Annotated in this window: 24 protein-coding genes, 3 pseudogenes and 1 riboswitch; of the genes and pseudogenes, 25 read left to right on the forward strand and 2 right to left on the reverse strand. The window is 42.8% G+C overall.

Annotation, left to right across the window (positions count from 1 at the left end; all coding sequences use genetic code 11):
• Positions 1–55: 55 nt before the first annotated feature.
• From ACTNB3_RS16175 to ACTNB3_RS16280, 22 genes and pseudogenes are all read left to right on the forward strand, one after another.
• Complete coding sequence (locus tag ACTNB3_RS16175; RefSeq protein ID WP_441026877.1) at positions 56–550, forward strand: hypothetical protein; 495 nt, start codon at positions 56–58, stop codon at positions 548–550.
• A gap of 185 nt (positions 551–735) precedes the next feature.
• The gene (locus ACTNB3_RS16180) at positions 736–1,035 is read left to right on the forward strand and encodes a hypothetical protein (protein WP_441026878.1); all 300 of its coding nucleotides are present in this window, start codon (positions 736–738) and stop codon (positions 1,033–1,035) included.
• A complete protein-coding gene (locus ACTNB3_RS16185) occupies positions 1,035–1,310 on the forward strand; it encodes a hypothetical protein (RefSeq protein ID WP_441026880.1) in 276 nt (91 codons plus the stop codon). The genes ACTNB3_RS16180 and ACTNB3_RS16185 overlap by 1 nt, the downstream gene beginning before the upstream one ends.
• Before the next feature lie 15 nt (positions 1,311–1,325).
• Positions 1,326–1,901 carry a hypothetical protein gene (locus ACTNB3_RS16190; RefSeq protein WP_441026882.1) on the forward strand — a complete coding sequence of 192 codons (576 nt, stop codon included), beginning with the start codon at positions 1,326–1,328 and terminating at the stop codon, positions 1,899–1,901.
• 13 nt (positions 1,902–1,914) lie between these two features.
• Positions 1,915–2,577, forward strand: coding sequence for a hypothetical protein (locus tag ACTNB3_RS16195; RefSeq protein WP_441026884.1), 663 nt, complete (start codon positions 1,915–1,917; stop codon positions 2,575–2,577).
• An 83-nt stretch (positions 2,578–2,660) separates the two neighbouring features.
• On the forward strand, positions 2,661–2,954 hold the full coding sequence (locus tag ACTNB3_RS16200; protein ID WP_441026886.1) for a hypothetical protein: 294 nt from the start codon (positions 2,661–2,663) through the stop codon (positions 2,952–2,954).
• Between the two features lie 2 nt (positions 2,955–2,956).
• A complete protein-coding gene (locus ACTNB3_RS16205; protein WP_441026888.1) occupies positions 2,957–3,184 on the forward strand; it encodes a holin in 228 nt (75 codons plus the stop codon).
• Positions 3,185–3,231: 47 nt separating this feature from the next.
• Positions 3,232–4,221, forward strand: coding sequence for an N-acetylmuramoyl-L-alanine amidase (locus ACTNB3_RS16210; RefSeq protein WP_441026890.1), 990 nt, complete (start codon positions 3,232–3,234; stop codon positions 4,219–4,221).
• A gap of 596 nt (positions 4,222–4,817) precedes the next feature.
• A pseudogene (locus ACTNB3_RS16215) lies at positions 4,818–4,937 on the forward strand (branched-chain amino acid transporter AzlC); the annotation flags it as partial.
• Positions 4,906–5,067, forward strand: a complete 162-nt coding sequence (locus ACTNB3_RS16220) for an AzlD domain-containing protein (RefSeq protein WP_441026892.1) — start codon at positions 4,906–4,908, stop codon at positions 5,065–5,067. The pseudogene ACTNB3_RS16215 and the gene ACTNB3_RS16220, both read left to right, overlap by 32 nt.
• 93 nt (positions 5,068–5,160) lie before the next feature.
• The gene (gene feoB, locus ACTNB3_RS16225) at positions 5,161–7,503 is read left to right on the forward strand and encodes a ferrous iron transport protein B (RefSeq protein ID WP_427808764.1); all 2,343 of its coding nucleotides are present in this window, start codon (positions 5,161–5,163) and stop codon (positions 7,501–7,503) included.
• 47 nt (positions 7,504–7,550) lie between these two features.
• Complete coding sequence (locus ACTNB3_RS16230) at positions 7,551–7,703, forward strand: FeoB-associated Cys-rich membrane protein (RefSeq protein WP_427808763.1); 153 nt, start codon at positions 7,551–7,553, stop codon at positions 7,701–7,703.
• A gap of 103 nt (positions 7,704–7,806) precedes the next feature.
• Positions 7,807–8,955 (forward strand): aminotransferase class V-fold PLP-dependent enzyme, encoded by a 1,149-nt coding sequence (locus tag ACTNB3_RS16235; protein WP_441026894.1) that lies wholly within the window; start codon positions 7,807–7,809, stop codon positions 8,953–8,955.
• Between the two features lie 152 nt (positions 8,956–9,107).
• Positions 9,108–10,382, forward strand: a complete 1,275-nt coding sequence (locus ACTNB3_RS16240) for a double-cubane-cluster-containing anaerobic reductase (protein ID WP_427820805.1) — start codon at positions 9,108–9,110, stop codon at positions 10,380–10,382.
• A gap of 22 nt (positions 10,383–10,404) precedes the next feature.
• Positions 10,405–10,665 (forward strand): DUF3343 domain-containing protein, encoded by a 261-nt coding sequence (locus tag ACTNB3_RS16245; protein WP_427808760.1) that lies wholly within the window; start codon positions 10,405–10,407, stop codon positions 10,663–10,665.
• A 13-nt stretch (positions 10,666–10,678) separates the two neighbouring features.
• Positions 10,679–11,443, forward strand: a complete 765-nt coding sequence (locus ACTNB3_RS16250) for an acyl-CoA dehydratase activase (RefSeq protein ID WP_427808759.1) — start codon at positions 10,679–10,681, stop codon at positions 11,441–11,443.
• Between the two features lie 126 nt (positions 11,444–11,569).
• Positions 11,570–11,758, forward strand: a riboswitch (cobalamin riboswitch).
• Positions 11,759–11,996: 238 nt separating this feature from the next.
• Positions 11,997–12,140, forward strand: a pseudogene (locus ACTNB3_RS16255) (sirohydrochlorin cobaltochelatase); the annotation flags it as partial.
• Between the two features lie 294 nt (positions 12,141–12,434).
• Positions 12,435–12,740, forward strand: a complete 306-nt coding sequence (locus tag ACTNB3_RS16260; RefSeq protein ID WP_441026896.1) for a DUF2325 domain-containing protein — start codon at positions 12,435–12,437, stop codon at positions 12,738–12,740.
• Positions 12,725–13,276, forward strand: coding sequence for a DUF3793 family protein (locus tag ACTNB3_RS16265; protein WP_441026898.1), 552 nt, complete (start codon positions 12,725–12,727; stop codon positions 13,274–13,276). The genes ACTNB3_RS16260 and ACTNB3_RS16265 overlap by 16 nt, the downstream gene beginning before the upstream one ends.
• 31 nt (positions 13,277–13,307) lie before the next feature.
• A complete protein-coding gene (locus ACTNB3_RS16270; RefSeq protein ID WP_427808753.1) occupies positions 13,308–13,730 on the forward strand; it encodes a flavodoxin in 423 nt (140 codons plus the stop codon).
• Between the two features lie 305 nt (positions 13,731–14,035).
• Positions 14,036–14,485, forward strand: coding sequence for a MarR family winged helix-turn-helix transcriptional regulator (locus tag ACTNB3_RS16275; protein WP_441026900.1), 450 nt, complete (start codon positions 14,036–14,038; stop codon positions 14,483–14,485).
• Positions 14,478–15,818, forward strand: a complete 1,341-nt coding sequence (locus tag ACTNB3_RS16280) for an MATE family efflux transporter (protein ID WP_441026902.1) — start codon at positions 14,478–14,480, stop codon at positions 15,816–15,818. The genes ACTNB3_RS16275 and ACTNB3_RS16280 overlap by 8 nt, the downstream gene beginning before the upstream one ends.
• Before the next feature lie 95 nt (positions 15,819–15,913).
• Here ACTNB3_RS16280 and ACTNB3_RS16285 read toward each other — a convergent pair.
• Both ACTNB3_RS16285 and ACTNB3_RS16290 read right to left on the reverse strand, forming a co-directional pair.
• A pseudogene (locus ACTNB3_RS16285) lies at positions 15,914–17,483 on the reverse strand (AAA family ATPase).
• A gap of 107 nt (positions 17,484–17,590) precedes the next feature.
• Complete coding sequence (locus ACTNB3_RS16290; RefSeq protein WP_441026904.1) at positions 17,591–17,893, reverse strand: hypothetical protein; 303 nt, start codon at positions 17,891–17,893, stop codon at positions 17,591–17,593.
• 2 nt (positions 17,894–17,895) lie between these two features.
• On the opposite strand from ACTNB3_RS16290, the gene ACTNB3_RS16295 reads away from it, so the two are divergent.
• Genes ACTNB3_RS16295 through pfkB form a run of 3 tightly spaced genes read left to right on the forward strand, consistent with a single transcriptional unit; the run spans position 17,896 to position 20,721 of the window.
• Positions 17,896–19,140 carry a glycoside hydrolase family 3 C-terminal domain-containing protein gene (locus tag ACTNB3_RS16295; protein ID WP_441026906.1) on the forward strand — a complete coding sequence of 415 codons (1,245 nt, stop codon included), beginning with the start codon at positions 17,896–17,898 and terminating at the stop codon, positions 19,138–19,140.
• A 36-nt stretch (positions 19,141–19,176) separates the two neighbouring features.
• A complete protein-coding gene (locus ACTNB3_RS16300) occupies positions 19,177–19,746 on the forward strand; it encodes an MFS transporter (protein ID WP_427820801.1) in 570 nt (189 codons plus the stop codon).
• A gap of 45 nt (positions 19,747–19,791) precedes the next feature.
• A complete protein-coding gene (gene pfkB, locus ACTNB3_RS16305) occupies positions 19,792–20,721 on the forward strand; it encodes a 1-phosphofructokinase (RefSeq protein WP_441026908.1) in 930 nt (309 codons plus the stop codon).
• The last annotated feature ends 137 nt before the right edge of the window (positions 20,722–20,858 follow it).

Consider the following 20,858-nt stretch of genomic DNA (forward strand, 5'->3'; position numbering starts at 1 on the left):
ATTTTAAAATATTGATCCGCGCCTGGGGAGAATGTGAAAAGGAGGAAGAAATAATATGAGAAAGAAAAGAAGAATCGTAACACTGGTATTAACATTATTATTAACCTGCTCCATGTCCGCGCAGGCAGGATTTACGCCGCGGTATGACGTAGACATGCCGGAGATTCCGGATATCCACGTGGAGCTATCTGATGAAATGAAAGAAGCAGTCAATCAGGCGGCACAGAAGCAGATTGAGAAAATGATTCTGGACAAGCCGGTGGTATGGCACGCAGAATGCCGAACACATACTAACTATTCGTTTTGCACGATTACATGGTGTAAGGTCGAAGGTGCGACTTCCTACAAAGTGGAGATCACGAAACCGGATGGCACGAAAGAAACCTATAATGCGAAAGGGAACTGGCTTTACGCAAACAGCCGCTACAATAAATTTATCGAGGAAGGCATGAACGGAGCTACTGTGAGGGTACGAGCATTTGGCGAGGATGAGACTTACAGTCTGTGGTCAGATAAGGTGGACGTTTCATGCAGTGAAGAGCGTCGATAAGGGGCTGATAAAATGAGAGAGTTGAAATTTACAGTCGCAGGGCAATCCATTCAAACGGATCCGTCCTGTGATTTTTCATGCATGGTTCCAGGGACAACAGGATACTTAAAAGCGGTATTTTTTTGTAGAAAATTATATATTCGCGGAAGAACGTACACATTATTGCTGGAGGCGATAAAGATATCATGATAAGAGGAACAACCCCAACATTAGAATTTGGAATCCCATTCAGTGTTGATCTGATTGAAAAGGCATCTATTGCATTTTCTCAAAGGCATTTAATAGTCATTGAGAAAACATTGGATGAATGCGATGCGAAAGACCAGACTATTGTCATAAAGCTGACGCAGCGTGAAACATTGGAACTAAAAAGTGGAATAAAAACAGAAATTCAGGTCAGGATCAGAACGCATGATGGAACTGCACTTGCATCTGACATCATTACTGTGGACACAAACAGGATTTTGAAAGATGGTGAAATATAATGAAGATTGATATTTCATTCAGGTGTGAAGAACAGTATATCCCATTGAATTTCAATGACAATGGGAATAGATTGGGACTTACTTTTGCAAATTATCAACAGATCATTTCACATACTGTGGAAAGATATGATGGTGATTATCAGGTTATTCCAAAGGTTGAAAAGCAGGTTCTTCCAACAAATCAGAAATTCATGAATGATGATGTGGAAGTTCTTGCTATACCTTATTTCGAAGTTTCAAATGATTTTGGCGGAAATACAGTAACAATTGGATGATAAGAGGTGTAAAAAATGGCAGTAAATAAAGTTGTTTATGGTGGAAAAGTTTTAATTGATTTGACAGGTGACACTGTCACAGCAGATAAAATTCTTTCAGGATTCACTACACATGACAAAAGTGGTGCATCCATTGAAGGAACATGTGATTTTGATGTGAATTCAGGTGATGCTACTGTTGCAGTTGCTGAAATGCTTACTGGTAAAACAGCATATGCAAGAGGAACAAAGCTGACTGGAACAATGCCTAATAATGGTGCTGTCACTGGTGAAATCAGCACAAAAGATGGTGTGTACACAGTTCCACAGGGTTATCATGATGGATCAGGAACTGTTAAGATCACAAAAACAGAACAGGATAAATTGATTCCTGCAAACATCAGGGATGGTGTAACAATACTTGGTGTAGAAGGAACTATGTCAGGAAGTGAAGGTGTAAAAGCACAGTCTAAAACTGTAACACCTTCCACAGTTTCACAGACTGTTCTTCCTGATGATGGATATACACATTTGTCACAGGTCACTGTGAATGCAATTCCTTATGTTGAATCAGACAACAGTGCAGGTGGTAAAACAGTAACAATTGGTTAAAGAGGTGTAGTATATGGCAGTAAATAAAGTAGTATATGGTGCTACTGTGCTTGTAGATTTAACTGAGGACACTGTGAGTGCAAGTGACCTTGCAGAAGGTATTACGGCTCATAGTGCAAATGGTGAATTGGTGACAGGAAATCTTAAAGAAAATAACTTGTACAGTAACTCAACTACTGTTGATAAGTATATCACAGCGTCTAATAATTATGTGAAATTAAGTGGTGAAGCAAAATATGACACTATTATTAGACAGGGAACAGTATATAGTTTATTAGCTAAACAGAGTGAATTTGGTGATGCTTTAGCTTCTGATGTAGCAAAAGGTAAAACATTCACTTCTGCTAATGGTCTAAAACTCACAGGGACAATGGAATCAGGTGGAACTGTTGTTTCTGATGATAATTGTGAAGCATATCACATTACATCTGCAAGTACAGCATTAAATTTTAAACGTACAGGCGGAACAATTAAAGTTTGGGGTTATGGTTATAAATCGTCAGGAATGTATCAAAAAACAGTATATGCGTTTTGTGGTGATGGATATTATACAGGTACATCATATGGTACACCAACAAAAACTTCTGTGACATGGGGACTAAATTCTTATGGTACATTATCAGGTCTTCCAAGTGGTTTGAATGCTTTGAATGTTATTGTTACAAAAGGTGTTTAGCGTCAGAGAATCGAATATGGAAATCAGAGCGAGACCGTAGAGGTCTTATTTTTATGCGGAAAATTAAGACAGGAGAAACGAAAGTGATTAAATTTATCTCAGAAAACTGGCAGTTAATTACATTTGTATCGACCTGCATGATTTATCTCGGCAGGCAGGTTTTGGCTACAAGAAAAGGTATCCGGGCTTTGCTTCGGGCAGACCTCATCCGCTTGTACAATAAGTACCATGATGATTTAGGTTATTGTCCAATCTATGTAAAACAGAGTCTAGAGGACGAATACAGAGAATATCATGCACTAAAAGGGAATGGCGTAGGAACTAATCTGTATGAAGCGTTGATGGATTTACCAACAGAGCCAAAGAAAGGAGAATAAGCATGTTTAAAAATTGCGTACTTAAAGTATCGGTAAACACAAAAAAATGGGCGAAAGCGGCGGCGGTCCGGGCAGTAAAGACGATGGCGCAGGCAGGCATTGCCGGAATCGGAGCAGCTGCAGCTATGGGGCAGGTGGACTGGAAGTATGTAGCGTCAGCGGCAGTGCTGGCAGGAGTACTTTCTGTTCTTACCAGCGTAGCCGGAATCCCAGAGGTCGAGGGCGAGTAACATCGTCCTCTTTTTATGTGCGACGTCGCACGGAAAGGAGAAAAAGTATGGCAAAAGTATTTTTATCAGCGGGGCATGGAGGAACAGATCCGGGAGCATGTGCTTATGGCATGAAAGAGAAAGCAATCAATCTGAATGTAATGCTTGCATGTAGAAATGAACTGATCAGACATGGTGTGGAAGTTGTATGCAGCCGTGTAAAAGACGAGAATGACCCAGTTACGCAGGAAGTGAAAGAAGCGAATGCCTCTAAGGCAGATGTGGCGGTAAGCTTTCACACAAACGCTGGCGGCGGGGATGGATCGGAATCATTTTATTGGCAGGGAGATGCGAACGGACTGAAGCTCGCCCAGCTCTGTGAGAAGTACACAAAGGCACTTGGCCAGAACAGCAGAGGAGTAAAATCTGGAAATCATCTGTGGTTCATCAAGGCGACAAATATGACAGCTGTGCTTTCAGAGGTTGGATTCATTGACAATGATAAAGATAATGATATCTTTGATACAGTCGGAGAACAGCAAGCATTTGGCGTAGCTTACGCAAAAGCGATTCTGGAATACCTCGGAATCGCGTATAAAGAACAGAAAACGGCCAAACAGATTCCCGGAAATGCGAAGAACAGCAATCAGCTCTGGTACCGCGCGCACTGTCAGAACCTTGGCTGGCTGAATCCGGTGCATGATGGCCAGACTGCAGGCACAACCGGATTTTCTACCAGACTGGAAGCACTGTTGATCGATCTGAGAACAATCCGTGAGAAATATCCGGATGCGAAATTGTCCGGTGATTTCCATGTGCAGAATATCGGAACGGTACACCTTGATAATATCGAACCGGATACTCTGATTGGAACGATCGGGAAGTCCTTAAGACTGGAAGCATTCAGATTGCACCTGGAAGGCGTACCGGATAAGAAGCTCTACTACGAAGCCCACGTCCAGGATATCGGCTGGCAGGGCGTAAGAAAAGATGGCGAGATGGCAGGAACGACCGGACAGTCTAAACGAATTGAAGCGGTACGAATCTGGTTGGAATAGCTGCATAGTAGATAGGAAATAAAAAATGGAGAAAGGGGAGCATGTGCGACTGCTTCCCCTAACTCCAATTCCGCTCTCTTTTAGTTACTGAATCGATCTGTACAACATAGCTATCTTGTAATTGTAGTGTAGCACAAATGTTGCGATATGTGACATTTTCGATAAAAATAGATGTGTTTCGATAAAGTTCGATGATACGTATTGTGTTAGCTACATATCTAAAAAAAAGGGGGGGGGGAAAGGTGATTTTTATTGCATTTATATGTTAAAATACATACATGTACGAGTACTATAAATGCCTTATTTACGCTATATGTAATCACATAGAGTATATGTTAGATGAAGGTCTGCGGCATGAAAAAAACCTCGTAAATACGGGGTTTTTTCTATTTCGTGTTGCATGGCGTGTTGCATAGTTCCGAAAAATGGTCCAGTGAACCATTTCTGAGTTTTAATATTTCTTGCGGGCATTCAGAATAAAGATTATCTAACAGTAGAGCTTATAGATAGGTTGGAAAAATTGATTATGCAATGATATAATCACTTACGGTTTAATACATTTATTACCAAATTGACATAATATCAAGGAGAACATGATGAAACGCAAAGCCTTCAAAACAGCCCTTCCCTATACAGTCCCAATTTTCGCCGGTTCGACAGAATTTGTAGCGGTGAATCTGCTGCTTGGCGCTTTTAATCCGATTCAGGCATTTTTTACCATTTATACTATTTCCGGCTGACAAACCGGCTCCAAAGTATATCAAGTATTTTGGAAATGTATTATCGGCAGCAGTCTTTGGAATGTTAGTTGTGTATTGCCTGAAAAGTGTAAAAATGTCCGACTAATTTTATATAGTCTTGACGAATTTGTGTTAGTGTGATATAACTTAATTGAAAAAAATTATCATTCATTTTATATAGAAAGTGGGGGTGTTTTTAATGACACTAAAGAATCTGAAGATCGGTGAGAGTGCTGTCATTACGAAAGTGGGCGGAGAAGGCGCACTGAGACAGCACTTTCTGGATATGGGTGTGATTCCCGGAGCGGAAGTGACTGTCGTGAAGTTTGCGCCCATGGGCGATCCGATGGAACTACAGATTCATGGGTATGAGCTGACTCTTCGCCTGGCGGATGCAGACCAGATCGATATTCAGCCGATCAAGGAGCGGACGAACCAGCACAGCCGGATTGAGAAGATATATCCTTCCGAGCATCCGGGACTTGGAGAAGACGGAAAATATCATGCCAAAGGGGATGGAGATCCGCTTCCTGAGGATACCTTACTTACATATGCACTTGTGGGAAACCAGAACTGTGGAAAGACGACCTTATTCAACCAGCTTACGGGAGCCAATCAGCATGTGGGAAATTTTCCGGGAGTTACGGTAGACCGTAAGGATGGTCCGATCAAAGGGCATCCGAATACAAGAGTGACAGATCTTCCGGGGATTTACTCGATGTCCCCATACACCAGCGAGGAAATTGTCTCCAGAAATTTTGTGCTTGCTGATAATCCGAAAGCAATCATTAATATTGTGGATGCTACGAATATTGAACGGAATCTATATCTTACCATGCAGCTGCTGGAAATGCATATTCCAATGGTTATTGCCCTGAATATGATGGATGAAGTGATGAATAATAATGGCGCCATTGATATTAATGGAATGGAAGCGTTGCTGGGGGTGCCGGTAATCCCGATTTCAGCGGCTAAAAATGAAGGGGTGCGGGAACTGATTGAACATGCGGTGCATATTGCAAAATATCAGGAACGTCCGCAGAAACAGGATTTCTGCAGCAAGGATGACCATGGCGGAGCGATTCATCGTGCGATTCATGCTGTTGAATCAATCATTGAGGATCACACGGAAAGAGCCGGGTTGCCGCTTCGCTTCTCGGCAACGAAAGTCATCGAGGGAGATTCTCTGATTCTGGAACAGCTTCAGCTGGATCAGAACGAGATGGATATGATCGAGCATATCGTGGTACAGATGGAAAAAGAGGGAGGCATGGATCGAAGTGCTGCCATTGCGGATATGCGTTTTGATTTCATTGAGTATGTATGCGAACGTACTGTAAAGAAACCGAAAGAAAGCAAGGAACGTTTACGTTCGGAAAAAATCGACCGTATCCTTACGGGAAAATGGACAGCGATTCCATGCTTTGTCGCAATCATGGGAGCGGTATTCTTTCTGACATTCAATGTGATCGGGGCCTTTTTGCAAGGGCTTCTGGAATCCGGGATTGAGGCACTGACCGCAGCAGTGGATCAGTGGATGACGGCAGCTCATGTGAATCATGCACTCCATGGGCTTGTGATTGATGGTATTTTCGGTGGCGTTGGAAGTGTTCTTAGTTTTCTGCCGATTGTTGTTACGTTGTTCTTCTTTCTTTCCATTATGGAAGACAGTGGTTATGTGGCCAGAGTTGCATTTTTCATGGATAAACTTCTGCGCAAGATCGGCCTTTCAGGACGAAGCATTGTGCCAATGCTGATTGGATTTGGATGTACGGTTCCGGCGGTCATGGCGACCAGAACACTCCCGAGTAAGCGGGACCGAAAAATGACGATTTTCCTGACTCCGTTTATGAGTTGTACAGCAAAGCTGCCGATTTATGTGTTCTTCGTGAGCGCGTTTTTCCCAGGGAAAGGTGGCTTTATTATGACGGGGCTCTATCTTCTTGGAATCGCGGTCGGGATACTGGTTGCGCTTCTATTTAAGAATACGTTATTCAAAGGAGAAGCGGTTCCTTTTGTTATGGAGCTTCCGAATTATCGAATGCCCGGCGTGAAAAATGTGGCACAGCTTTTGTGGGAAAAGGCAAAAGATTTTTTAAGCAAAGCGTTTAGCGTAATCTTGATTGCAACAATCGTGGTATGGTTCCTGCAGAGCTTTGACCTGCATCTGAACATGGTGGCGGATTCTTCTGATAGCCTGATGGCGATGATTTCCGGATGGATTGCTCCGGTACTTGCTCCGCTCGGACTTGGCGACTGGAGGATCGTAACATCTCTGATCAGTGGATTTATGGCCAAGGAGAGTGTAGTGTCTACTATGGAAATCCTGTTTGGCAGCAGTATTCAGACTGCAATCTCGACCGTTTCCGCAGCAACGATGCTGGTGTTTTCTCTTTTATATACACCTTGTGTTGCTGCCATTGCTTCCATCAAGCGGGAGTTGGGCGCAAAATGGGCGGTCGGCGTTGTCTTCTGGCAGTGCGCGGTTGCCTGGATTGCAGCATTTATTGCAAGATTTATCTGTATTGCAGTCGGGATGTAAAGTGGATGATCTGTATCAAGGATGGTATGTAAAACAGGAGGTTTGAAATGAATATTGCAGATATAATCGTTATTCTTTTGGTAGTGGTCATTGTGGGCGGTGCGGTCGCGATCCTGAGAAGAAATAAGAAAAATGGGAAAAGCTGCTGTGGATGTGACTGCGGACACTGCAGCCAGAGCTGTGGGAAAAAGGATAAATAAGGCGGAGTTTGAATTCACTTGGAGAGAATCCAAGTGAATTTTTTAAATTTGCTATAACGATAGAGACTGTGTTAATATAGAAAAAAACATATGGAGAAATGGTATGGAAGAAAAAATCTATTTTGACAACGGCAGTACTTCATGGCCAAAGGCTCCGGGAGTACAGGAAGCAGTTTCGGAGCTCTTGAAAAATGGAGCATTTAATATCAACCGGGGAAATTATGCAGGGGCGTATGAAGTGGAAAGTGTTGTACTGGAGACAAGGGATCAGCTTGTACAGTTGTTCCATGGAACCGATTCAAGAAATGTGATTTTTACGCCGGGAATCACCTATTCGCTGAATTATTTTATCAAGGGATTTTTAAAAAACGGAGATCATGTTCTGGTAAGCGGTCTGGAACATAATGCTGTGATGCGTCCGCTGGAACAGATGAAATTGGCAGGTGTGGACTACGATATTGTTCCGGTGGATGAAGAAGGAAATCTTGATCCGGAAGATTTGAGAGAACGGATCCGGATAAATACGAAGGCAGTTATCATGACGCACGCATCGAATGTGTGCGGAACGGTTGTGCCGATTCGTGAGATTGGAAGTATCTGCAAAGAGTATGGATTATTCTTTGCAGTAGATACGGCACAGAGTGCCGGGACGCTTCCGGTAGACATGCAGGAGTGTCAGGTTGATTTTCTGGCATTTACGGCGCACAAAGGATTACTGGGACCGCAGGGGATCGGAGGATTTCTCATATCCGAACGGCTGGATAAGAAAATGGAGCCGTATATTGCCGGAGGAACCGGAAGTCAGTCCGATTCCCTTCTGATGCCGGATTATCTGCCGGATAAATATGAGAGTGGAACCATGAATCTGCCCGGAATCATAGGGCTTCATGCGTCACTTGACTATATCCGGGAGCAGGGACTGAAAGCGATTCATGATAAAAAGATGGAACTGACGGAATATTTACTGAACGAAGTCAAAAGGATTCCACAGGTGCGCATTGTAGGAAGAAAAGATGTGCAAGACAGAGTGGCGGTTGTCTCGCTGGATTTCCTGACAATCGATAATGCGGTTGCGGCATTTGAACTGGAACAGGAATGCGGTGTGATGACAAGAGTCGGGCTCCACTGTGCGCCGGCAGCTCATCAGTCTCTCCATACCTTTCCGCAGGGAACGGTCCGATTTGCATTTAGTGCCAGCAATACGTTTTCGGAAATTGATCGTTGTGTAGAAGGTATCCTAAAAATCTTATAAAGTGACACATATAGATGATAACTATATATAGTGATGTGCATTATAAATATCAATGGATAAATCAGGGAATGAAATTGCCTGTACTCCCAAAAAATGATACTCTATAGTTAGAGTTTTATTGAGAAATAATTTTATTAAGGAGGACAAGCAAAATGGCTGATAATCGCAAAATGTGGGAAGAACTGGGGATGAATCTGGAACTGCATGACCAGTTGTGTGCGGTACTTCCACAGGCATTCGGGGATGTGTTTTTATCACAGGAGAACAGACCGGAGGGAATGGATTACTATAACATGGTTGTAGCGGATATTCACGGAATCAGACCGGCGGAACTGATTGAGCATCAGAAAAAGGGCGGGAAAGTATTCGGAACTTTCTGTATCTATGTTCCGGATGAGATTATTTTCGCAGCGGATGCAATTGCAACAGGACTGTGTGGGGGATCTCAGTTCTGGGTACCGGGAGGCGAACGAGTGCTTCCGACCAATACCTGTCCGCTGATCAAAGCATCTGTTGGAGCAAGACTGGATCGTACCTGTCCATTCTTCCGAATCGCAGATATGTATATCGGGGAGACAACCTGCGACGGTAAGAAAAAGGCTTGGGAAATTCTTTCTGAAGACGTTCCGGTATATGTTATGGATCTTCCGCAGATGAAGCGGGCAAAAGATGTCAAAGCATGGGCAGAAGAAATTACGGCTCTGAAAGACAAGGTAGAAGAATTTACCGGAAATAAAGTAACGGCTGAAAAACTGGCTGATAGCATTAAGCTGATCAATAACAAGAGAAAAGCACTCGCAAGACTGTATGAATGCCGTAAGAGCGAGACACTTCCGATCAGCGGTACAGATGCGCTTGTGATTTCCCAGATTGCTTTCTATGATGATCCGGCAAGATTTACCCAGATGACGAATAAGCTCTGTGATGAGCTTGAACAGCGTATCAAGGATGGTGTCAGCGTCGTTCCCGCAGGTACGAAACGTATCATGCTGACTGGAACACCGCTTGCAATTCCGAACTGGAAGCTTCATAATATCGTAGAGACAAGCGGAGCGGTTGTGGTATGTGAAGAAATGTGTACGGGAACACGCTACTTCGAGAACTATGTGGATGAGACAAAAGAAACGCTGGAAGACCAGATCATGGCTCTTTCTGAGCGGTATATGAATATCAACTGTGCTTGCTTCACGCCGAATCACGCAAGAATTGATGACATTTTACGTCTTGCGAAAGAGTACAAGGTTGACGGTATCATTGATGTGAATCTGAAATTCTGTAATCTGTACGATACAGAAGGCTACTTTGTAGAACGTGCGATGAAAGAAGCAGGTATTCCGGTTCTTGGAATTGAGACAGATTATACAGACAGTGATGCACAGCAGCTTCGTACCAGAGTCAGTGCATTTGTGGAAATGCTGAATAATTAAAAAATGTGAGGAACATAGAGCTATGCAGAAAATACAGCATTATGTATTGTTTCCCAATCATGATAATGGAATGCGTCTCTATAAAGAATTAAAAAAACTGGGGGTTTGGGCAGTGATTGCTCCGACCCCCAGAAGTGCGAGTAAATGCTGCGGTATTTCACTAATGGTGAAAGAAGAAGATCTTGAGGTGATCCGGCAGTGTATTCGTGAACATGATATAGAGATCTTGAAAATCACCGAAGTGGAAATGGATCTGAATCCACACAGAGATCAATATTGTTAGAAGAGGTAGGAATATGAATTACGTTGGAATAGATATCGGATCCACAGCATCCAAAGTTGCTGTGATCGGGGATAAGGAGCTTCAATTTGTACTGCCTACAGGATGGAGCAGCAAGGAGACCACCTTACTTATCAAGGAGAAACTTCTTGCAGAAGGAGTGGATGTCATGTCTGATGAGACAAAAGTTGCAGCGACCGGATATGGAAGAATTGCTGTAGATTTTGCAGATTATGTGATTACCGAAATAACATGTCATGCAAGAGGCGGAAGACAGATGGCAGGAGATAATTGTACGATTATTGATGTGGGCGGACAGGATACCAAAGTAATCCTGGTCGAGAACGGAACCGTGCAGGATTTCCTGATGAATGATAAATGTTCCGCCGGGACCGGAAAGTTTTTGGAAATTATGGCAAATCGTCTCGGAATCACGCTTCAGGAGCTTTTTGATATGGCTGAAAGCGGAACAGTCTTACCAATCAGTTCTCTTTGCACCGTATTTGCAGAGTCCGAAGTCATCAATTATATCGGTGTCGGGAAAAATCGTGAAGATATTGCGGCGGGGGTCGTTGATTCCGTAGCATCTAAGGTGGCACAGTTGAGCCAGAAGAAGGCACTGTCAGATAAGATTATTCTGACAGGAGGGTTGAGTCACAGTACATATTTTACCAGAATCCTTTCTGCGAAAATCAGAAAGACGGTGGAACCTACCGAAAACGGACGATATGCCGGCGCGCTGGGGGCAGCATTACTGGCGAAGGAGAAGAAGAATAAATAGTAGCAAAGGAATATAAGGTGAGCGCAAAGAGCAGGAGCAAGGGGATACTCATCAGTACCCTTGCTCCTGCTTTCCCTTCTGTAAGATATTTCTATTTCCGGAGTCTTTATATTTTTTGCAGAATATGATATGTTAAGCTCGATAGGTTCAGACAATTACCGGTTGTCCGATAAAAAGGGAAACAGGTGCAAATCCTGTACAAACTCGTCACTGTGAGCGGGGAGTGCAAGGCCATTTATGTCACTGAGCAATTGGGAAGGCGGCTTTGGATTAAGATCCGTAAGCCAGGAGACCTGCCTATTGAAAAACGGAGTGGGGAAGGACCCACAGATCACGAGTAACTGGTCGCAACCGATCATAATGGAGCTGTTTCGCTGGTTGGCACCCTGGTTCTGTCAGGATGTTCCGGAAAAAGCGATGAAAATGCGGAAACAACAGTAGAAAACGACGAGGAAGAAAGTACAGAAAACGAGGATCAGAAGGCTGCGGATGAGGTGGCAGCGCTGAATTGATGCAATCTACATACAGCAAAGAACGGATGAGACGGATGAACAGTGTAAGAAGAGCCTTTACCGCGCAGATCATTATCAATCATATTCAGGCCAGAGACGGAGAATGCATTGATAATATGGATCAGGCACTGGAGCGCACTGTCGCAAATGGTGTAAAGAATCTGGTCGTTCAGCCGACACACCTCGCAGATCTTGGAGGAATCGCTAAGATTCGGGAAATTTATATTGCACATACTGCAACTGCGATCGGTCAGTAAACAGATGATCCTGCAACAGAAATGAGAAAAATAATCAATACGAGAATATGGATTGACAATGGGAACAGAAACAGATAATATATAAATAGTTAGTAAAAGCTAACTTAAATGTTTATATCCGTACTGAATGGCTATACAAATTAAGACAAAGAAACGCCTACATGGCGTTTTCTTTAAAACCCGATGTTAGGCAAAGCTAACAAAAGAAAGGAGATACATAAAATGAGCGTAGTGATTATCGGAGGAAATGAATGCATGGTTCGTCAGTACAAGGATCTATGCCAGGAATATCAGTGTGATGCGAAAGTATTTCCAAAACAGAAAAGCAGTTTGAAAGGAATCGGATGTCCCGATCTGATGGTATTATTTACCAGCACAGTATCACACAAAATGGTGCGAAATGCGTTGAATGAAACAAAAGGACTTGATGTAAAGGTGGTGCGGTCACATACCAGTTCTATGTCGGCGCTCAATAATATTTTAGATGATAATATCAAACAGGAGGAAGCAGTATGTCTGATGAAATGATTGTCCGTCATTGTTCACCCACATTGGCAGGGTTAAAGACCGGCAACTTGTTCAACTGTCCGTGTTCGGATAAAAAAGAGTTGATTCTGGCAGTGCGATCATTGAACAAACGACTTGCACCGAAGGGAATACGGGTGATCCCGATTCAGGTATGTGAACAGCGGGTACTGATCTACCTTTATCGTCCTGACAAATTGGAAAATGATCTGGCTGTAGAAGAGGCAGGGGAAATTCTGAGAGCATGTGGATATTCCACCGGGGACTGTGACAAATGTGTGGTACGGTTAAGCAGACGTTTGCAGGAGTCGGGGGATTTCCCGCATGAAATCGGACTGTTTCTGGGATATCCGCCCGAGGATGTGCGTGGATTTAACGAAAATCATGCCGAAGGTTATAAATTTGTAGGATGCTGGAAAGTATATGGAGATGAAAAAAGTGCAAAAAAACAATTTGCACGCTATAAAAAATGTACAGACGTATATTGCTCTCAATGGGCAAACGGCAAAAGTATTGAACGGCTCACAGTAGCTGTTTGATGATAGAAACTAAGAAAGGTTGGTATACAATATGAGTAAAATTGCAGTTGTTTTTTGGAGTGGAACCGGCAATACCGAACAGATGGCATACGCCGTAATGGAAGGAATTAAGGAAAAAGCAGCAGAAGCCGCATTATTTGCAGCGTCGGAGTTTGGTGCTTCTATGGTAAAGCAATATGATGCGATTGCATTCGGGTGCCCGGCTATGGGAGCGGAGGTGTTGGAGGAAACAGAATTCCAGCCGATGTGGGATGCCTGCGAAGGAGCACTTGGTGGGAAAAAAGTTGCTTTATTCGGTTCTTACGGATGGGGCGACGGTGAATGGATGCGAAGTTGGGAAGATGCCTGCGGCAGCGCCGGAGCAGTGCTTGCATGCGAGAGTGTGATTTGCAATGAAGCACCGAATGAGGAAGCTTTGGAGGCCTGCAGAGCATTAGGGGGAGCGCTTTGCTAAATCGCCAATCGGAAGTAATGTATGGATGTATAGGCTAGAAAAACGCCGAGGTATGAAAATGGCTATCATGCTTCGGTGTTTTTCTTTTTATTGGGTTGCCTGTATAGTGTTGATGAATAGCGAAAATGACTGAATGGAAATGGCAAACATATTGAATAGTACCGGTGGATAGGAAAAGAATGGTACAACCGGATTTAGTGCAAAAAAGAGAAGAATAGAATAAGTACAGAATTTGACTTGACAATAAAAGAACTACACCATATAATTACCAATGGTAACTAATAGCGGCAATAAAGAGAGGGTTTATGGAAACTGAAAAAATAAAAAGAATGATGGATGCCTGTTATATGGCAAAAAGAATCCGGGATATGCTTCCTGAATTACCGGATGGGGTAGCACCTTCTTATATCCAGTTTTTGGATACGATTCATAAACTGGAAGCTCAAAATAGAAAAGTGAAAATTTCGGATGTCAGCGAGGAACTGAACCTTCCGAGACCGGGAGTTACCAGAACGGTTAAGGAAATGGTGGCAAAAGGTTATCTTGCTAAATCTTCATCGGAAGAAGATGGACGTATCACTTATATTTCTATTACAGAAGAAGGAGAAAAACTGTCTGATAAATACGATAGAAGGTATTATAGTGAACTGTCGAAGTATTTAGACCATATTTCAGAAGAAGAGGCTGATTGTATGATTTCTACTATAAAGAAATTGTATCAGGTTATGTGTGAAAGGAGGATTCATCTTGAATAATTCCAATTCGGATTTTACGCAGGGGAGTATTATTAAAAAATTAATCACTTTTATGATACCGATACTGGGAGCACTTATTTTACAAGCGGCTTACGGGGCGGTAGACTTGATGGTGGTGGGGAGGTTCGGGACTACTTCGGGGCTTTCAGCAGTATCTACAGGAAGTCAGGTGCTGAATCTTGTTACGTTTATTATTGTACAGCTTGCGATGGGAATTACTGTTCTAATCGCAAGGTTCATAGGCGAAAAGAAAGAGGAGCAGATCGGCTCTTTGGTCGGAGGAGCAACAATCGTATTTGCTATTATATCAGCAGTGCTTTTTGTTCTAATGGTATGCTTCTCGCGTCCGATTTCATTGCTTATGCAGGCGCCTGAGGAGGCAATTGGATTAACTTCTGTGTATGTGCGTATCTGTGGGGCGGGTATATTTTTTATTGTTGCTTATAATGTTCTGGCTGCAATTTTCAGAGGACTTGGAGACAGCAGATCACCTTTGATTTTTGTGGCAGTAGCATGTGTGGTTAATGTTATAGGTGACCTGGTACTGGTGGCAGGATTTCATCTGGATGCTGCGGGTGCAGCGATTGCAACGGTTTCTGCACAGGCGATCAGTGTTGTTTTTGCATTGTTCCTGCTTGTTAAAAAGGAACTGCCATTTAAGATTTCGAAAGAAGATTTTTGTGTAAACAGTCAATGCAGGCGGGCACTTAAGATCGGATTTCCGCTTGCACTTCAGGAGTGTCTCACACAGATGTCATTTCTTGCTCTTTGTGCATTTGTCAACAGACTGGGCTTAGAGGCGTCTTCAGGATATGGCGTAGCATGCAAGATTGTAAATTTTGCATTGCTGATACCAAGTTCGCTGATGCAGTCGATGGCATCTTTTGTTTCGCAGAATGTGGGTGCAGGGAATGAAAAACGTGCCAAAAAAGCAATGTTTACAGGCATTGGCATCGGTTTGACAATCGGTTGTTTCGTATTTATATTCATACTGTTTAGGGGAGACCTTTTGACCGGAATCTTTACCACGGACGCGGCGGTCGTTCAAAATGGGTTTGACTATTTAAAAGGATTTGCTTTGGAAACGATAGTCACTGCGATTCTGTTCAGCATGGTAGGCTATTTCAATGGGCATGACAAAACGCTTTGGGTGATGATACAGGGGTTAGTGCAGACACTGCTTGTACGTCTTCCGTTGGCATATTATATGAGTATTCAGCCCAACGCAAGCTTAACAAAAATCGGTTTTGCCGCACCGGCTGCTACTATGTTTGGAATTGTTCTAAATGTAATATTCTATTTTGGGATGCATAAGAATGAGAATAGTAAATAAGGAGATAAATGAACATATAAAACCCTCTTCGTATATTCGATTATTTCTTACCGAATAACGGAGAGGGGGCTGCCTGTATTATGTGATTGTGAGAATCATGATAGCTTTTCAATCAGGACGGTTTTCCCTTCAAATGCAAAGCCATATTTGCGGATCCGCTCTGCCGGGATCCCTTTGGCGATCAGAGCCTCTGCGTATTGTTTTTCTTCAATCTGCAGCAAAGCATTTTGCGCAGTATCCTGCAACGATTTTTCCCTTTGCGGATTTCTTACTTTGAATTCAATGATAATCGCATCGGATTCATCCGTTTTGAGTTCCAGAAGGACATCATATCTGCCAAATCCACTTTCACGATTAGAAGTAATTGTGTATTGATCAGCTAAATCCACCATCAGTCCTAACACAAAGCCGTGATAGAAACGTTCGGGTTCGGATTTCCTTGCAGGATGTTTTCCGGTATCAAAGGCGCTGAAAGTAATGAGCGCAACCTGATTCATGTAATGGTTCATGGCTTCGATATCATCTAACAGCATTGCTTTTACAAAATCATTGTAACTGCTGTCCGATTCGGCAAACCATCCATGTACCATGTTGGTAAACATGATATAGGATTCTTTGTTGGTTAAGGCCAGATCGTAATACATTTGTCCGGTAGATTCCCTGAATTCGGTATCTGTAACCTTTAAGTAGCCGCTTGCCAATAAGAGGCTCCATATAGCACTTTCTTTCATAGAAAGCTGATTATACACAATCTGTTCATCGATGCTCTCTCTTATCGTTTCCCCATGCAATAACTGTTCAAATTTCTGTTTTATAGTTTTGCTTCCCTCACGAATCAGTTTTTCAATCAGAGCATTGGAACTTGTGTTTGCCCAGAAAGGACGCAATTTCAGGGTATCCAGGTAATTAATGATAGACCAGGGATTGTAAATGTCGGATACATTTCCAAAAGTGAATCCATCATACCATTGTTTGACTTCTGGCATTTTATCAGTTAATCCATACTCTTTTAATGCAGAAAAGACCTCTTCTTCTGTGAAACCAAAGCAGTCGGCATATTCATCTGAAGTGGCAGTAATTACTTTCAGATTGTTTAAATCTGAAAAAATCGATTCACGGCTGATTCTGGTTATGCCTGTCATGACTGCACGTTCCAGATAGGGATTGGTTTTAAAGGTGGCATTAAACATGCTTCTCATATAATCAGTTAAGTTATTCCAATAATCGTTAACATAAGCCTCTTGCATTGGAGTATCGTATTCGTCAAGAAGAATAATCACTTTCCAGAAGAAATCTGTTTTTATTATACAAATCTGTTATAATCTGACCTAATCTGCGCTTTGTTGCGCGAAAAGTGGACTCTTTTACATTTGCAAATGTAAGATATATAACCGGGTAACTTCCTTGAAGAGCTTGAAAATCTTTGTCCTTCCAAATGGCTAAATTAGCAAATAATGCTGATTTTTCAGCATAATCTACGGAGAAAAATTGCTCTGTCATACTCATCGTGAGGGTTTTCCCAAATCGCCTGGGACGGGTAATCAAAGTCACTTTATCACCACTATTCCACCATTCCTTGATGAAATGTGTTTTATCAATATAGAAAAAGTTCTGTGATATTAATTCGTCAAATTCCTGATAACCTATGGAGACTGTTCTTGCCATATTTCCCCTCCTTTTGGGTTCATATTATAGATACACTTTCATTATATCTGTGATTCATCTAAACAACAACCCCTAAATGGATTGACCAAGGGGACAGGTTCCGTGACTCATTTATGAGTCACGGAACCTGTCCCCGTATGACACAAAAACTGTTTTATCTCTTCCGGCTGCAGCAGTGCATAGACACTTCCCTGGAAGGAAGCGGCAATTTCCAGTTCACCATAGCTGCTGGATTCGAAATCACAGTATCCGTCGAAGGCATCCTGAAGGAGAAGCCGGAGTTCCTGGCCGTCGTCACTGCTCATGTAGTCTTTCAGCATCATGCAGCAGGTATGGATATTTTCATAGTATTTCCGATAATCGGGATGAAATTCTAGCATCCAATGACTGGCGGAAAATGCAAATCCCATACGTGGCATGTTGCGACGCGGATGGAAATGTGACAGAGGAATCGTTGAAAGCGGCAAAGGAAGCGGCTGCAAAGCATGAAATAGCTGTGGTCGTTGCAGGACTTCCGGATGCTTATGAATCGGAGGCTCTTGACCGGGAGAATATGATGCTTCCTAAGGGGCATAACCGAATGATCGAAGCGGTTTCTTCCGTAAATGACAATACGGTCGTCCTTCTTCTTGGCGGGAGTGCCATGGAGATTCCGTGGGAAGAAAAAGTGAAAGCAATTCTGTACATGGGACTCCCCGGTCAGGCAGGAGGAGAGGCGGCATATAATCTGCTGACGGGAAAAGCAGTTCCGTCCGGAAAATTGACAGAAACCTGGCCGCTGTCCTATCAGGATGTGGCTTCAAGGGAGACGTTTGAAAAGAAAAATGTAGAATACCGGGAAGGTATCTATGTGGGATACCGCTATTATGACAAGGCAGATAAAGAGGTACGCTATCCATTTGGATATGGACTTTCTTATACCACATTTGCCTACAGTGATATGAAGATTCAAGAGCAGCAGGTGTCTGTTACAATCAAAAATACCGGAGCGATAGCCGGAGCGGAGGTCGTACAGCTTTATATTGCTCCACCGGAAGAGGGAATTTTCAGACCGAAGAAAGAACTGAAAGGGTTTGCTCGCGTAGAATTACAGCCGGGTGAAGCACAAACAGTATGCTTTACATTGGATGAGAGAAGCTTTGCCATCTGGAATCAAGGGTGGAGGATTCCGGAAGGTGACTATGTGGTGATGATTGGCTCTTCAAGCAGAAATCTTTTACTTACGCAAACAGTGAAAGTGAGCGGGGAGAACATCGAAGCTCCGGCATGGCAAAAAGGAAGCTGGTATGAAAAGGCCAAAGGACTTCCGGGGCGTGAGGAATGGGAAAAACTGATGGGACATGCAGTACCTGTGACAGAGGAACCGAAGAAAGGGCATTTTACTTTGGATAATACCTGTATGGAGATGAAAGACAGTTTTGTTGTCATGAAGATTCAGTATAAAGTAACGGAAAATATTATTGCAAAAAGTTATGGCGGAAAAAAAGATATGTCAAATCCGTCTTATCGCATGACACTGATCTGTGCGGTGGACTGTCCGCTTCGTGCAGCGGTCATTAACAGTGGAGGTACAATGAATGATTCACTTGCGAAGGGATTACTTCAGATGGCTAATGGACACTATCTTAAGGGGATTGCAGCAATGGTGGGAAAATAATGATAGCAAGCTATATAAAATAAGGAGAAGATAAAAATGAGGGATACAAAAAAGAATTGGCTTCCGGCCAGCCGGATCAAATCGGCAGATGTGACAAAAGGTGAGAAATGGTTGGGGTATTTGGTGGGACCGGCAGGAGCACTCTTGCTGAATGCAGTACTTGCATCTTATCTAAATGTCTATTATACGGATGTACTGAAGCTTACAGGCGTCTGGGGCGGTGCATTCTTGATGGTATTTCCGATTCTGTCCAAAGTAATTGATGCAGTTACAAACATCGCAATGGGACAGCTGATCGATCGTACAAAGACAAAAGAAGGAAAAGCACGTCCATGGATGCTTTTGTCGGCAGTGCTCTTGCCGATTACCGGAATACTCCTGTTTGCGGTACCGAATGCTTCTGTGACGGTACAGGTTATTTGGGTTATGATTACCGGAATTATCGTAGCGATGCTGTCCCCACCTCTGCTTCTGTCCCCACCTCTGTTTCTGCGAAAACGGAGAAAAGACAAAACAATCATAAATAATCAAAATAAATCAAATTTGTGCAATATATCTAAAACAGAAATTGAATGTTTGCGGATTAGTATGATTGACTATGACTGAAAATGAAGATATAATACAATCATAAAAAAGACAGGAGGTAAAAAGATGATTTATACGGTTACGTTTAATCCATCGCTGGATTACATTGTTTCTGTTGACAATTTTAGATTGGGTTTGACCAATCGTACGAATTCTGAGTTACTTCTTCCGGGAGGAAAAGGAATCAATGTATCAACTGTACTTGGAAATCTTGGAATTGAGAATACCGCATTGGGATTTGTTGCCGGGTTTACTGGTAAAGAGATTATCAGATGTATGAAATTGTCAGGAGTAAAATCGGATTTTATTGAACTTGATCATGGAATATCAAGAATTAATCTGAAGCTAAAATCGATTGATGGAATGGAGATTAATGGATCTGGTCCTGATATTAATGAAGAAGCGGTTGAACAACTAATGAAGAAACTGGATATTCTGGGGAAGGATGACATCTTGATTTTAGCAGGAAGTATTCCGAGTACGATGCCTGATGATATTTACCGGAGAATCATGGATAAGCTTCAGGGAAGAGGGGTTACATGTGTCGTGGATGCGACTCGGGAGCTGTTGTTAAATGTATTGGAATACCATCCGTTTTTGGTGAAACCGAATAACCATGAATTGGGGGAGATATTTCAGGTGGAATTAAAGACAAGAGAGGAAGTTATCCCTTATGCTAAAAGACTTCAGGAAATGGGAGCTGCTAACGTATTAGTATCTATGGCTGGCGAAGGAGCGGTTTTGGCTGCGGAAAATGGAAAGATTTATGCTACGTCCGCACCTAAAGGAGTATTAAAAAATGCTGTTGGTGCAGGCGACTCAATGGTGGCAGGATTTGTTGCGGGATGGATGGAGAAACAGAATTATGAATATGCATTTCATATGGGCGTTTCAGCTGGAAGTGCAAGTGCTTTTTCGGATTTACTGGCAACTAAAGAAGAAATCCAACGTGTTTATCAACAAGTATGTGATCGGGTAGTGTCAAGTAATCTATGAAAAACTGGGCCGAAAAAAACAGGCTAAAACGAACCTTGAAAATTGCAAATATATAAGACGGAAGGCCCTCCGGGGGCTCAGGGCGCTGCCCTAAGAACCTGCAAGGGACCAGTCCCTTGACCCGATTCCGGGCTCTG

The sequence above is a fragment of the Bariatricus sp. HCP28S3_D3 genome, assembly GCF_052065755.1.
GTDB lineage: Bacteria > Bacillota > Clostridia > Lachnospirales > Lachnospiraceae > Allocoprococcus.

Bases quoted from the DNA above. Each gene is read 5' to 3' on its own strand.
- ACTNB3_RS16275 (WP_441026900.1), top strand. From the start codon at position 14,036: ATGGAAACTGAAAAAATAAAAAGAATGATGGATGCCTGTTATATGGCA.
- ACTNB3_RS16205 (WP_441026888.1), top strand. From the start codon at position 2,957: ATGTTTAAAAATTGCGTACTTAAAGTATCGGTAAACACAAAAAAATGG.
- ACTNB3_RS16300 (WP_427820801.1), top strand. From the start codon at position 19,177: ATGAGGGATACAAAAAAGAATTGGCTTCCGGCCAGCCGGATCAAATCG.
- ACTNB3_RS16185 (WP_441026880.1), top strand. From the start codon at position 1,035: ATGAAGATTGATATTTCATTCAGGTGTGAAGAACAGTATATCCCATTG.
- ACTNB3_RS16190 (WP_441026882.1), top strand. From the start codon at position 1,326: ATGGCAGTAAATAAAGTTGTTTATGGTGGAAAAGTTTTAATTGATTTG.
- ACTNB3_RS16250 (WP_427808759.1), top strand. From the start codon at position 10,679: ATGAATTACGTTGGAATAGATATCGGATCCACAGCATCCAAAGTTGCT.
- ACTNB3_RS16290 (WP_441026904.1), bottom strand. From the start codon at position 17,893: ATGGGATTTGCATTTTCCGCCAGTCATTGGATGCTAGAATTTCATCCC.
- ACTNB3_RS16260 (WP_441026896.1), top strand. From the start codon at position 12,435: ATGAGCGTAGTGATTATCGGAGGAAATGAATGCATGGTTCGTCAGTAC.
- ACTNB3_RS16265 (WP_441026898.1), top strand. From the start codon at position 12,725: ATGTCTGATGAAATGATTGTCCGTCATTGTTCACCCACATTGGCAGGG.
- pfkB (WP_441026908.1), top strand. From the start codon at position 19,792: ATGATTTATACGGTTACGTTTAATCCATCGCTGGATTACATTGTTTCT.
- ACTNB3_RS16240 (WP_427820805.1), top strand. From the start codon at position 9,108: ATGGCTGATAATCGCAAAATGTGGGAAGAACTGGGGATGAATCTGGAA.
- ACTNB3_RS16180 (WP_441026878.1), top strand. From the start codon at position 736: ATGATAAGAGGAACAACCCCAACATTAGAATTTGGAATCCCATTCAGT.
- ACTNB3_RS16175 (WP_441026877.1), top strand. From the start codon at position 56: ATGAGAAAGAAAAGAAGAATCGTAACACTGGTATTAACATTATTATTA.
- ACTNB3_RS16210 (WP_441026890.1), top strand. From the start codon at position 3,232: ATGGCAAAAGTATTTTTATCAGCGGGGCATGGAGGAACAGATCCGGGA.
- feoB (WP_427808764.1), top strand. From the start codon at position 5,161: ATGACACTAAAGAATCTGAAGATCGGTGAGAGTGCTGTCATTACGAAA.
- ACTNB3_RS16270 (WP_427808753.1), top strand. From the start codon at position 13,308: ATGAGTAAAATTGCAGTTGTTTTTTGGAGTGGAACCGGCAATACCGAA.
- ACTNB3_RS16235 (WP_441026894.1), top strand. From the start codon at position 7,807: ATGGAAGAAAAAATCTATTTTGACAACGGCAGTACTTCATGGCCAAAG.
- ACTNB3_RS16230 (WP_427808763.1), top strand. From the start codon at position 7,551: ATGAATATTGCAGATATAATCGTTATTCTTTTGGTAGTGGTCATTGTG.
- ACTNB3_RS16245 (WP_427808760.1), top strand. From the start codon at position 10,405: ATGCAGAAAATACAGCATTATGTATTGTTTCCCAATCATGATAATGGA.
- ACTNB3_RS16195 (WP_441026884.1), top strand. From the start codon at position 1,915: ATGGCAGTAAATAAAGTAGTATATGGTGCTACTGTGCTTGTAGATTTA.